The sequence below is a fragment of the Mesorhizobium sp. KACC 23794 genome, assembly GCF_052180275.1.
Taxonomy (GTDB): domain Bacteria; phylum Pseudomonadota; class Alphaproteobacteria; order Rhizobiales; family Rhizobiaceae; genus Kumtagia.
In genome coordinates this window covers 6630148-6641156 of the sequence record NZ_CP197465.1, presented here as the reverse complement: position 1 = coordinate 6641156, position 11009 = coordinate 6630148, and the positions used below count along the sequence as shown (strand labels likewise).

Below are 11009 nucleotides of genomic sequence, written 5' to 3'. Positions count from 1 at the left end.
GCGCAGCCGCTGGGCCTAGGCGTTGGGCACTGCCAGACATGCGCGCGCTTCCCTGAGAAGGATTTTCGGATGCTCAACTCCGGCTCGGATAGGGCGTCGCAGATCTTCGCCGCGCACGGTATCGACCTTGCTCGTCTGGCTGAATGGCTGGATTCTGTCGGCGTGGGCAAAGGCCCGATCCACGACGCGGTCAAGCTGCCCGGCGGCACGCAGAACATACTGATACGCTTCGCCCGCGGGGACGGCGACTTCGTGCTGCGACGCGGGCCGGTGCACCTTAGGCCAGAAAGCAACCGCACGATGATGCGGGAAGCACGCCTCCTGGCAGCGCTGGGGGACACGGATGTCCGCCACCCGCCATTCGTCGCGGGCAGCGACGATCCGGTGATACTCGGGGCCTCCTTCTACGTGATGCGCGCGGTCGACGGTTTCAACGCCACCGTCGATCCGTCCGACGAGATGCGGCGTGACGGCAGGATCCGCCATGCGATGGGGCTGTCTCTGGTGACGGCGCTGTCGGAGCTTTCCAGGGTGGATCCCTCGGCGCTCGGCCTTGCGGATTTCGGCAAGCTGGACGGTTTCCTCGAACGGCAGGTCGGCCGCTGGGCGGCACATCTCGACGGCTATGCGAGGCACACGGGATGGACGGGACGTGACGAACTCGTCGGCGTCAATGCCATCGGGAAATGGCTTGACGCGAACCTTCCGGGGACATTCAAGCCCGGCATCATCCATGGCGACTATCATATCGGGAACGTGATCTACGGTCCCGGCGGAGAAGTGACGGCGATCGTCGACTGGGAGATGGCCACGCTCGGCGATCCGCTTGTGGATATGGGGCGTATCCTTTCCACCTGGCCGGACAGGGAGGGCCGTGTCCCGATGAGCATGCGGGTGGAGCCGTGGGACGGCTTCCCCGACCGGGACGAACTGATCGAGCATTATCGACAGGTATCGGGACGCGATCTCGGCGACCTGAGGTGGTTCGAGATCCTGTCCTGCTACAAGCTGGCGATCATCCTCGAAGGGACTTATGCCCGCGCCCAGGCCGGCGAGGCGGATCTGGCGACGGGCCGGCGGCTGCATCAATCGGCCATCGCGTTGCTGCGCCGTGCCCTCGATTGGCTCGAGGATTGAACGCAGGCATCAGATCGAGAGGACTTTTTGGATGGACTTCGACCACTCTCCCCGCCAGCGGGACATGCTGGCGCGCGTGCGCACCTTCATGCAGGAGCATGTCGCTCCCGCGGTTCCCGCCTATTATGCGGAGCTTGCCAGGACGCGCTGGCAGCAGCCCGAAATCCTTCAGTCCCTGAAGGCGCAGGCGAAGTCAGCCGGGCTCTGGAACCTCTTCCTGCCGCCATCTCCGGAGCATGATACCGAGGAATTTCGCGGAGTGGGCCTGACCAATCTGGAATATGCCCCGCTTGCCGAGGAGATGGGCCGCATCACGTGGGCCTCCGAGGTGTTCAACTGCTCGGCGCCGGATACGGGGAACATGGAGGTGCTGCACCGATACGGCACCCTTGCGCAGCGTCAGGAATGGCTGAGGCCTCTTATGGCCGGGGAAATCCGCTCGGCCTTCTCGATGACCGAACCCGACGTCGCCTCGTCCGACGCTACCAATGTCCAGACGAGGATCGAGCGTGACGGGGATTCCTACGTCGTCAATGGCCGCAAATGGTGGACGTCGGGACTTGGCGATCCACGTTGCAAACTTCTCATCGTCATGGGCAAGACGGACCCCGAAGCCCCTCGGTATAAGCAGCAGAGCCAGTTGCTCGTCCCCGTCGATACGCCGGGAATCCGTCTGGGCCGAATGGTCACCAATTTCGGCTACGACGATGCCCCCACGGGCACTACGAGGTGACGTTCGAGAATGTCCGGGTCCCGGCCGCGAACCTGATCCTGGGCGAGGGGCGCGGCTTCGAGATTTCGCAAGGGCGCTTAGGCCCCGGCCGTATCCATCATTGCATGCGCATCATCGGCATGGCCGAGGTGGCGCTGGAGAAGATGGTGCGCCGCCTCCTCGGCCGGCGCGCCTTCGGCAAGATGCTGTCGGAGCATTCGGTTTGGGAGCAGCGTGTCGCCAAGGCCCGCATCGACATCGACATGGCGCGGCTGCTGACGCTGAAGGCTGCCGATATGATGGACAAGGTCGGCAATCAGGAAGCGCGGCGCGAGATCGCCATGATCAAGGTCGCTGCACCGGCGATGGCGCTCAGGATCATCGACGACGCGATCCAGTCGTTCGGCGCCGGCGGCCTCGATTCGGAGGCAGGCACCGCAGCCCTGTTCGCACGCGTCCGGGCGTTGCGCATCGCCGACGGGCCCGACGAGGTTCACGCTAGGACCGTCGCGCGGCTGGAATATGCCCGGTACGCCGGCTCCTCCGAGACCGGGCGTTAGCAGGCTTCGCCCGAGGTCCTTGGAGCCTCGGGACAGACAGCTGCGTGCGAATCGTATGCGCCTGGCCGCACCCGATGCGGTGCGCCGGCTTGCAATTCGGCTAGAAAGTTCGCGAAATCTTGACGCTGGCCAACAGCTTGGCCACCTCGCAGAGCTCCGAGGCGATGGTGTTGATCATGTCCTCACTGTGCTGTCCGGAGAACATGGTCGCGCTCAGCACTGCATCGACCTGCTCGCTTCCGTCGTCGATGGGCGTTGAGATGGTGGCGATGCCGGAGTTGAAGGACCCGGAATCGAAAGCCCAGCCCCGCTTTCCGGCGAGTTCGGCTTCGGCGATGAACTCGTCGAAGCCGATCGGCACTTCCCACTTCACACGCGAGAAATACTGCTTCAATTCGCGACTCGACAGACCGCCGCGGGCGGCCATGATCCGCCCCATGGCGCCGCCCAGGATCGGAAAGCGCACGCCCGGCTCGATGTGGACCCGGACGGCGGAACCATTGTCGAAATAGGTCACCACCATCATATGGTGGCCGGCGCGCCGCCAGATGACCAGTGTGATCTCGCGCAAGCGGGCAAACTCCTCGAGCAGGGGGCCGACGACGCGCAGGCTGCCGCCTGGAGTGAGATAGTTGCGCGCGATCGAAACCAGCCCCAGGTCGATCGAATAGGTTTTCGCCTTGGGATCGAAGCTAACGATGCCCTCCTGCGTCAGCGTGCGCAGGATGTTGAAACAACTGCTTGGCGCGATGCCCAGCCGTCGGGCCATCGTCGTCATGCGCAACGGCGTCTTCTCCTTGCACAATGTGTCGACGACGCTGGCCGCGGCGACCACGGCGCCAACCTGCTTGCGCGACGAATCGCTCACCTCGATCGGTTCGAAGACGCTGCGCACTTTGTCGGTGAATGACGGATCGGTCATGAAGGCTACCTAATCAACGCATCGATGCGGACATATGAACTATATCCCAGCGGAGGGCGAGCCGTGCAGCGCCTTCCCCATGTTGCTCACACCATATCCGCGCATCGCCGTTCGACCCCATCGCGATGTTGGAGGCGGAAAAGAGTGCCTGCGGGCAGAGCCCTCGGGCGCCGCTCGGCACGGCGGTCGCTGGCCGCCCTGAGGTTCTCCTGGAAGAACCGGTTACCGAGGGCAAGTCGTTGGAGCCGGCCAGCCCGCAGTTGCTGCGGGCCAAACCACACCGTCGTTGCAAACCAAAGGGAGCATGTCATGCCGTTATTCAAGGTGGAAACCACCTATCATCTGCCGGTCTATCGCCGACGCACATACGAGGCTGCAAATCCCGAGGAGGCTTGCCGGCTCGCCATCGACGACAGATGGGAGGACGGCAAGGAGGACGTCGACACACCCGGCGAGACCTATGTCACCGGCCCGTGGAGGGGACGCCGGTCCGGACCCCCATTCCAGAGCGATTTGAAGAAACCGTTCAGCGCAAGGCGGAGACGTTCGGCAGATTGCTTGCGCTGCTGAGAGAACCCGCGCAGAAGATGGGCCTGTCGCAGCATGATTTCGAGCGCTGGCTGCCGCGGGCACAGGCGGCGATCGCGAAGGCCGACACCATCGTCGCCGATGCAGGGGAGGGTCCGTGATATGGCCGCTCCCGATGATTTCAGTGCCGGTCACTATGCCGTGACCTACACGGTGCACAGCACCCGAAGGAACCTCTTCCACTTCGCGCCGGGACAAGAGCGTCAGCTCGCGACGCTTGTCAGCGGCTCGCGAACTCGGATTGCCGAGTTCGACGCCGATTGCGAACGGATCGTTCGCGCGCTCGCGCACTACGATGCGCAGAGCGCTCGTGACATAGCCCAAGCCTGCATTGAGGCTCGTCCGCGGGGCATATTATGACAAGCCGCATTTCGTGCCTGCCGAAGTCCGCGGCCCCGATGATCCTGGGCCTTTCGCCGCTTGGCGTGCGGCTGGTAACGCACGAAGTCCATCCGACAGCGCTCTTACTGCTGGAACTCTGTCGAGGAGTAGGAGCTACGCATGAGTTACCCGCCAGACCCGGCGACAATGGTATCGACAGGCGACCTGAAGCGACTCAGGCTGGGCCAGGCCGCCGGGGAACGCGTTCGCGTTGCCGGAACGGGGATGGAAGAACCGCCGTGGGTCGACGTGCTGGGCGTCGAGGTGGGTGGGGTGAGCGGTCTCGTTCCGGCGGTGGCCGCCTTGCGGGAGCTAAGACCTTTCCTGTCATTGGCGGATCAGCGCTGATGGCTTAAGAACCTGATCGTCTGGCAGAAGCAAGGAGCGTAATGGAGCACTACCCGCTATTGTTCATCGTGGCGCTGCCGTTTCTGGCAGGCATTGCGGCGGTGCTCCTCCCAACGGATTCGCGCACTCCTGTGACATGGCTCGCGGGGCTGACGACGCTCGCATGCACGGCACTGATCCTGTCGCTTTATCCCGCGGTCGCCTCTGGCGGATCGATTCGCTACGACATCACGTGGATGCCCTCGCTAGGCCTCGACTTCACGCTGCGGATGGACGGGTTCGCTTGGATCTTCGCCCTTCTTGTCAGCGCCATCGGCTTCCTCGTCGTCATCTATACCCGCTACTACATCTCCCCGGAGGATCCGGTCCGGCGCTTCTATCTGTTCTTCCTGGCGTTCAAGGGGTCGATGCTGGGCGTCGTCCTTTCAGGAAACCTTATCGTACTGGTCGTCTTCTGGGAGCTGACCAGTATCTTCTCATTCCTGCTTATCGGCTACTGGCACCACAACCAGAGAGCGCGCGACGGCGCTCGCATGGCATTCACGGTCACCGCCATCGGTGGCCTGGCGCTGTTGGCCGGGGTGCTCATGATCGGGCACGTCGTCGGCAGCTACGACCTCGACGTGGTCCTGGCGTCGGGCAACATGATTCGCTCCAGCGATCTCTACGTCCCGGCGCTGCTTCTGGTCCTTCTGGGCGCGCTCACGAAAAGCGCGCAGTTTCCGTTCCATTTCTGGCTGCCAAACGCCATGGCTGCCCCGACGCCCGTGTCGGCGTTCCTGCACTCCGCGACCATGGTCAAGGCTGGCGTGTTCCTGATGGCGCGCCTGTGGCCCGTGCTGTCGGGCACGCCGGAATGGTTCGTCATCCTGGGCCTGGCGGGCATGGCCTCGCTGGTACTGGGGGCGTACCTGGCGATGTTCCAGCAAGACCTGAAGGGAATGCTGGCTTACTCGACGATAAGCCATCTTGGTCTAATCACCATGCTGCTCAGCCTTGGCAGTCCGCTCGCAGCGGTCGCGGCGATTTTCCACATGCTGAACCACGCCACGTTCAAGGCATCGCTGTTCATGGCCGCAGGGATCATCGACCACGAGGCCGGAACGCGTGACCTTCGGCGGCTGTCAGGCCTGTTCCGCTACATGCCGATCACGGGAACGCTGGCCATGGTCGCGAGCGCCGCGATGGCGGGCGTTCCTTTGCTCAATGGGTTCCTATCGAAAGAGATGTTCTTCGCGGAGGCAATAGAGACCCATGAGGACTCATGGGTCGACACGATCGCGCCTTATGCGGCAGTGCTCGGGAGCGCGCTGGCCGTCACCTATTCCATTCGGCTCATTCACTCGATCTTCCTCGGCGCTCCGCCGGAGAGCTTTCCGAGGGAGCCGCATGAACCTCCGTTCTGGATGCGCTTCCCGGTCATGTTCCTGGTGATGGCGTGCCTTGTCATCGGCGTGGTTCCAGGCCTGACCGTGGGACCCTTCCTGCACATAGCGGTTTCGTCGATCCTCGGGGATGCGACCCCGCAGTACAGCCTGGCGATCTGGCATGGGTTCAACCTGCCGCTGGCGATGAGCGTCGCCGCCCTGGCGGCCGGGAGCGTCCTGTATCTCCTCATCGGGAACTATCTCGAGCGCGCGGAAAGTGCGCCGATCTTCGGCCGGCTAAACGGCCAGCGCATGTTCGAACAGGCAACGATCGCGGTCTCCTGGAGGTGGGCGCGCATCGTCGAGGATCTCTTCGGCACGCGACGCCTTCAGCCGCAGATGCGCCTGCTGGTGGCGGCGGCAATCACAGCGGGCGCGACCCCGTTTTTGCTGTCAGGCGTAGGGTTCGGATCCCTCGGGACGATGGACTTCGCGTTCATGGGCCTATGGTGCGTCGGCATGGGCTGCGCCCTGGCGGCCGCCTACCAGGCAAAGTTCCACCGCCTGGCGGCGCTCGCTTTGCTCGCATGCACGGGGCTCGTGACCTGCATCACGTTCTTCTGGCTCTCCGCACCCGACCTGGCTGCGACCCAGCTCGTGGTCGAGATCGTCACCACCGTCCTCATCCTGCTCGGCCTGAGATGGTTGCCCAAGCGCTCCGAGGCCTTGCTCGAGCGCCGCGGCTGGTGGGATCGGGTCAGGCGCGCGCGCGACCTGACGATCGCGGTGCTGGCGGGTGTCGGCATGACGATCATCTCCTACGCGGTTATGACCCGTGCGCAGGGAGACACGATTGCAGGCTTCTTCCTCGACAAGGCCTATTCCGAAGGCGGCGGACGCAACGTCGTCAACGTGATCCTCGTCGACTTCCGCGGATTCGACACTCTGGGCGAGATCACCGTGCTCGGCATCGTGGGGTTGACTGTCTTCGCGCTGCTGCGGCGCTTTCGACCGGCGCCGGACACCATCCAGCGCCCCGAGCAGCAGTTGATACAGCGAGAGTATGACGAAGCCGAGCCGGACAGGCGGGCGGACGCGACAGCATCCGAGTATCTCTATGTCCCGTCGGTGATCATGCAGTGGATGTTCCCGGTGGTGATCGTGCTTGCCGCCTACCTCTTCCTGCGCGGCCACGACGCTCCGGGTGGCGGTTTCGCGGCGGGCGTCGCCATGGCCGCGGGTTTCATCCTCCAGTACATGGCGGCGGGAACGGTGTGGGTTGAGCACCGGCTGCGCATCCTCCCAGTGGTCTGGATCGGCGGCGGCCTCCTGGTCGCGGCGCTGACGGGAGCGGTTCCGATGCTCCTCGGCAACGCCTTCCTGACGTCGTATTTCCAGTATGTCGAACTGCCCTTGCTGGGCAAGGTGCCGCTGGCGAGCGCCAGCCTCTTCGACCTCGGCGTGTTCAGCCTCGTGGTCGGGGCGACCGTCCTCATGCTGATTGCGATCGCGCACCAGTCCATCCGCCGCCTGCGCGCGGCACGCCAGGAGGAAGAACGCCATATGGAGGAGCGCCAAGCATGGAACTGACACTCGCCATCGCGATTGGCGTCCTCACCGCATCTGGCGTCTGGCTGGTGTTCAGGCCGCGCACCTACCAGCTCGTCATTGGCCTTTGTCTGCTCTCTTACGCGGTGAACCTCTTCATCTTCAGCATGGGCAGGCTGCGGGTTGGGGCAGCGCCCGTGCTCGCAGCGGACGGCTTTGCGAATCCGGCCGACTACGCGGACCCGGTCCCGCAGGCGCTCGTGCTCACCGCGATCGTGATCGGCTTTGCCACCACGGCCCTCCTGCTCGTGGTCCTGCTCGTTTCCCGCGGCCTCACCGGCAGCGACCACGTCGACGGGCGGGAATCGCACTGATGGATTGGGAAACACATCTGCTCGTCGTTCCCATCCTGCTGCCGCTGATAGCAGGCGCGGCCCTTCTCCTGGTCGACGAGTTGCGTCACACGCTGAAGGCGCTGGTAAGCATGGCCGCCACGTTGACCCTGCTTGTCGTGGCGATCGCCCTGCTGCGCATGGCCGACGGCCACGGCGAGGACACGCTGTCGATGTCCTACGCGGTCGCCAACTGGCCAGCGCCGTTTGCCATCGTCCTCGTCCTGGACCGGCTGTCGGCCCTTCTGCTGGTCACGACCTCCATCCTCGCCCTTGCCGCGCTGGCGTTCTCGTTCGCGCGGTGGGACCGGGCCGGACCGCATTTCCACTCGCTGTTCCAGTTCCTCCTGATGGGTCTCGGCGGGGCGTTCCTGACTGGCGACCTCTTCAACCTCTTCGTCTTCTTCGAGGTCACGCTCGCAGCCTCGTACGGGCTGCTGCTGCATGGCTCGGGACCGTTCCGGGTCCGCTCCGGGCTGCACTACATCTCGATCAACCTGGCTGCGTCGTTGCTGTTCCTCGTCGGGGTGAGCCTGATCTACGGCGTCACGGGAACACTGAACATGGCCGACCTGGCGCTTCGCATCCCGCAGGTGTCCGCCGGCGACCGGATGCTCCTGCAAGCCGGAGCGGGGGTTCTTGGGGTCGCCTTCCTCGTCAAAGCCGGCATGTGGCCACTCGGCTTCTGGCTCCCGTCAGCCTACATGGCCGCCGCGGCCCCGGTCGGAGCGATATTCGTGATCCTCACGAAAGTGGGCGTCTATGTCCTGCTCCGGCTTTCCCTGCTGCTCTTCGGCGGCGTCTCGGGCGAACTGGCGGGTTTCGGAAGCGTGGCGCTCCTGTGGGGCGGCATTGCGACCCTGATCTTCGCAACGTCAGGCGTGCTGGCTTCGCAGTCGATGGGCAGGCTGGCGGGATACAGCGTCATGATTTCTTCGGGCACGCTGCTCGCGATGATCGGCATCGGGAATGCCGCGGCGGTATCGGGAGCGCTGTTCTATCTTGTCAGCTCGACCTTCGCCGCCGCCGCCTTCTTCATGCTCATCGAACTCGTGGAGCGCGCGCGCGAACCGGGAGCTGACCTTCTGGCGGTGACGATGGAGGCTTACGGTGACGAGCGGGAGGAAACCGAAGAGCCCGAGGACGAGGAAGTCGGAATCGTGATGCCGGGTGCGCTCGCGGTCCTTGGAACCTCGTTCGGCTGCATCGCCCTCCTGCTTGCGGGACTGCCGCCTCTGTCCGGCTTCGTGGCCAAGTTTGCCATGCTCAATGGCCTGCTCGCCGACGGCGGCCTCGCAGGCGATGAGGTCGCGGCGCCCGTCTGGCTGCTGATGGGGCTGGTCATCGTGTCCGGACTGGCGGCGCTCGTCGCGATGATGCGCACGGGCATCCGGACGTTCTGGGCGCCGCTGGAGGCGGTGGTGCCGCGGGTGCTGGTGATAGAAGTTGCCCCGATCCTGACGCTGATCGGCCTCTGCTTCGCCCTGACTGTCGGCGGCGGCGCCGTCATCCGCTACACGGACGCGGCGTCGCGCGCCCTTCACGAACCTGCGAGCTACATCCAGGGAGTGCTGGGCGACGACAGGGGGAGCAGCGAATGAGCCGCGTGTTCCCGCACCCCTTGCTGGCTGCCGCGCTGCTCCTTATGTGGCTGCTCCTGACGTCGTTCTCCTTCGCACAGTTCGTGCTCGGAGGAGTCGTCGCGGCCGCGGCATCGCGCGCGATGGCCGCCCTTCAGCCGTCGAAGCCGCGGATATCGCGCTGGCGTGTCATTCCGAGGCTGGCCGGGGTCGTCACCCTGGACATCCTGCGGTCGAACGCCGCCGTGTTCAGCATCATCGTCCAGGGCCGTTGGCGCGAGCGGGTTTCCGGCTTCGTCGCGATACCGCTGGACCTTCGCGACCGGACGGGGCTTGCGGTGCTGTCGTGCATCGTCACCAGTACGCCGGGCACGGCATGGGTCGAATACGATCCCGTTTCCGGCGTTCTCCTGATCCACGTCCTGGACCTCGTCGACAAGGACGAATGGGTCACCTTGATCAAGAATCGTTACGAGGCGCCGCTGATGGAGATATTCGAATGAGCGCCCAAATCCTCGTCTGGTCCGTCGCCGCCGCGCAGCTCATGCTCGTCGTGGCCATGGGCTGCTACGCCTACCGGGTGGTCCGCGGGCCTCGCGCGCAGGACCGCGTGCTCTGTCTCGACGCGATGTCCGTCTGTGCGATGCTTCTTGCGCTCACCGTCGGCGTCCGCACCGGCAGCGGGGTCTATTTCGAGGCGGCCCTCATCATCGGCGTTCTGGGATTCGTATCGAGCGTGGCGCTCGCCAAATTCCTCATGCGCGGCGAGGTGATCGAATGACCCATGCCGCCGACCTGCCATTATGGGCGGCCTTGCTGACCGCTCTTCTGCTTCTGATCGGGGCGGGGCTGGCCCTTGCCGGAGCCATCGGAACCCTGCGGTTCGGCAGCTTCTACGAGCGGATTCACGCGCCCACCCTAGGTACGAGCTGGGGAACGGCGGCGATCGCGCTCGCCTCGATCGTCTTCTTCTCGGTGCTCGGTTCGCGGGCCGTGGTCCACGAACTGCTGATTGCGTTCTTCATCACCGTCACCACTCCCGTGACTCTCATGCTTCTCGCCCGCGCGGCTCTCTACCGCGACCGGACGGAGGGGGAGGCGGACGTGCCCACGCGGTCCCTGCTGCGGCGGCCCGGCGGGAACACGGTGCAGGACGAAGGCGGCGACGGCGCAGGATGAACCGCGTCGCCGTTCGCCAAGATGTGTTTCGGCGTGCAAAATTGACCCCCTAGTACACGCTGGTGGAAGTATGGCCGCATTGGTTATGCGGCCAAAGGTTTGCCGGCCCAGGTCCATTTGAATGGCTTTGCCATGGTCTTGTTGAAGTAGTCGATGAATCGCTCGATGCGATCTTTGAGATCGGCGGTGGAGGTGAAGGAGTCGCGGCGCAACAGCTTGCGCACCAGGATGGAGAACCAGATTTCAATCTGGTTGAGCCATGAGACGTGCTTGGGGGTGAAGTGGAAGGTGATGC

At 64.5% G+C, this 11009-nt stretch carries 13 protein-coding genes and 2 pseudogenes; 12 read left to right on the top strand and 3 right to left on the bottom strand.

Annotated elements, in window-relative coordinates; all coding sequences use genetic code 11:
• Positions 1 to 69 precede the first annotated feature (69 nt).
• On the top strand, positions 70 to 1137 hold the full coding sequence (locus ACSBOB_RS32125) for a phosphotransferase family protein (protein ID WP_442580066.1): 1068 nt from the start codon (positions 70 to 72) through the stop codon (positions 1135 to 1137).
• Positions 1138 to 1168: 31 nt separating this feature from the next.
• Positions 1169 to 2409: pseudogene (locus ACSBOB_RS32120) on the top strand (acyl-CoA dehydrogenase family protein).
• Between the two features lie 100 nt (positions 2410 to 2509).
• Here the strand turns inward: ACSBOB_RS32120 and ACSBOB_RS32115 are convergent.
• Positions 2510 to 3331, bottom strand: a complete 822-nt coding sequence (locus tag ACSBOB_RS32115; RefSeq protein WP_442580065.1) for an IclR family transcriptional regulator — start codon at positions 3329 to 3331, stop codon at positions 2510 to 2512.
• A gap of 309 nt (positions 3332 to 3640) precedes the next feature.
• Between ACSBOB_RS32115 and ACSBOB_RS32110 the strand changes: the two genes are divergently transcribed.
• From ACSBOB_RS32110 to mnhG, 10 genes are all read left to right on the top strand, one after another.
• On the top strand, positions 3641 to 3901 hold the full coding sequence (locus tag ACSBOB_RS32110; RefSeq protein WP_442580064.1) for a hypothetical protein: 261 nt from the start codon (positions 3641 to 3643) through the stop codon (positions 3899 to 3901).
• Positions 3886 to 4020 carry a hypothetical protein gene (locus ACSBOB_RS32105; protein ID WP_442580063.1) on the top strand — a complete coding sequence of 45 codons (135 nt, stop codon included), beginning with the start codon at positions 3886 to 3888 and terminating at the stop codon, positions 4018 to 4020. Before ACSBOB_RS32110 ends, ACSBOB_RS32105 begins: the two co-directional genes overlap by 16 nt.
• A 1-nt stretch (position 4021) precedes the next feature.
• Complete coding sequence (locus ACSBOB_RS32100) at positions 4022 to 4279, top strand: hypothetical protein (RefSeq protein WP_442580062.1); 258 nt, start codon at positions 4022 to 4024, stop codon at positions 4277 to 4279.
• A 141-nt stretch (positions 4280 to 4420) separates the two neighbouring features.
• Positions 4421 to 4648: a hypothetical protein gene (locus tag ACSBOB_RS32095; RefSeq protein WP_442580061.1), complete on the top strand. Its 228-nt coding sequence runs from the start codon at positions 4421 to 4423 to the stop codon at positions 4646 to 4648.
• 41 nt (positions 4649 to 4689) lie between these two features.
• Positions 4690 to 7605 (top strand): monovalent cation/H+ antiporter subunit A, encoded by a 2916-nt coding sequence (locus ACSBOB_RS32090; protein ID WP_442580060.1) that lies wholly within the window; start codon positions 4690 to 4692, stop codon positions 7603 to 7605.
• On the top strand, positions 7596 to 7937 hold the full coding sequence (locus tag ACSBOB_RS32085; RefSeq protein ID WP_442580059.1) for a Na+/H+ antiporter subunit C: 342 nt from the start codon (positions 7596 to 7598) through the stop codon (positions 7935 to 7937). Before ACSBOB_RS32090 ends, ACSBOB_RS32085 begins: the two co-directional genes overlap by 10 nt.
• Entirely contained in the window at positions 7937 to 9556 is a 1620-nt protein-coding gene (locus tag ACSBOB_RS32080) for a monovalent cation/H+ antiporter subunit D (RefSeq protein WP_442580058.1), read from the top strand. The genes ACSBOB_RS32085 and ACSBOB_RS32080 overlap by 1 nt, the downstream gene beginning before the upstream one ends.
• On the top strand, positions 9553 to 10038 hold the full coding sequence (locus ACSBOB_RS32075) for a Na+/H+ antiporter subunit E (protein ID WP_442580057.1): 486 nt from the start codon (positions 9553 to 9555) through the stop codon (positions 10036 to 10038). The genes ACSBOB_RS32080 and ACSBOB_RS32075 overlap by 4 nt, the downstream gene beginning before the upstream one ends.
• Positions 10035 to 10316, top strand: coding sequence for a K+/H+ antiporter subunit F (locus ACSBOB_RS32070; protein ID WP_442580056.1), 282 nt, complete (start codon positions 10035 to 10037; stop codon positions 10314 to 10316). Before ACSBOB_RS32075 ends, ACSBOB_RS32070 begins: the two co-directional genes overlap by 4 nt.
• The gene (mnhG, locus tag ACSBOB_RS32065) at positions 10313 to 10714 is read left to right on the top strand and encodes a monovalent cation/H(+) antiporter subunit G (RefSeq protein ID WP_442580055.1); all 402 of its coding nucleotides are present in this window, start codon (positions 10313 to 10315) and stop codon (positions 10712 to 10714) included. Before ACSBOB_RS32070 ends, mnhG begins: the two co-directional genes overlap by 4 nt.
• 83 nt (positions 10715 to 10797) lie before the next feature.
• On the opposite strand, the gene ACSBOB_RS32060 is transcribed toward mnhG, so the two are convergent.
• The gene (locus ACSBOB_RS32060) at positions 10798 to 10938 is read right to left on the bottom strand and encodes a hypothetical protein (protein ID WP_442580054.1); all 141 of its coding nucleotides are present in this window, start codon (positions 10936 to 10938) and stop codon (positions 10798 to 10800) included.
• 9 nt (positions 10939 to 10947) lie between these two features.
• Positions 10948 to 11007, bottom strand: a pseudogene (locus ACSBOB_RS32055) (hypothetical protein); the annotation flags it as partial.
• Between the last annotated feature and the right edge of the window lie 2 nt (positions 11008 to 11009).

What these genes read in the sequence shown, in the direction of transcription:
- ACSBOB_RS32125 (WP_442580066.1), top strand. Translation starts at nt 70, where the DNA reads ATGCTCAACTCCGGCTCGGATAGGGCGTCGCAGATCTTCGCCGCGCAC.
- ACSBOB_RS32115 (WP_442580065.1), bottom strand. Translation starts at nt 3,331, where the DNA reads ATGACCGATCCGTCATTCACCGACAAAGTGCGCAGCGTCTTCGAACCG.
- ACSBOB_RS32110 (WP_442580064.1), top strand. Translation starts at nt 3,641, where the DNA reads ATGCCGTTATTCAAGGTGGAAACCACCTATCATCTGCCGGTCTATCGC.
- ACSBOB_RS32100 (WP_442580062.1), top strand. Translation starts at nt 4,022, where the DNA reads ATGGCCGCTCCCGATGATTTCAGTGCCGGTCACTATGCCGTGACCTAC.
- ACSBOB_RS32095 (WP_442580061.1), top strand. Translation starts at nt 4,421, where the DNA reads ATGAGTTACCCGCCAGACCCGGCGACAATGGTATCGACAGGCGACCTG.
- ACSBOB_RS32090 (WP_442580060.1), top strand. Translation starts at nt 4,690, where the DNA reads ATGGAGCACTACCCGCTATTGTTCATCGTGGCGCTGCCGTTTCTGGCA.
- ACSBOB_RS32085 (WP_442580059.1), top strand. Translation starts at nt 7,596, where the DNA reads ATGGAACTGACACTCGCCATCGCGATTGGCGTCCTCACCGCATCTGGC.
- ACSBOB_RS32080 (WP_442580058.1), top strand. Translation starts at nt 7,937, where the DNA reads ATGGATTGGGAAACACATCTGCTCGTCGTTCCCATCCTGCTGCCGCTG.
- ACSBOB_RS32075 (WP_442580057.1), top strand. Translation starts at nt 9,553, where the DNA reads ATGAGCCGCGTGTTCCCGCACCCCTTGCTGGCTGCCGCGCTGCTCCTT.
- ACSBOB_RS32070 (WP_442580056.1), top strand. Translation starts at nt 10,035, where the DNA reads ATGAGCGCCCAAATCCTCGTCTGGTCCGTCGCCGCCGCGCAGCTCATG.
- mnhG (WP_442580055.1), top strand. Translation starts at nt 10,313, where the DNA reads ATGACCCATGCCGCCGACCTGCCATTATGGGCGGCCTTGCTGACCGCT.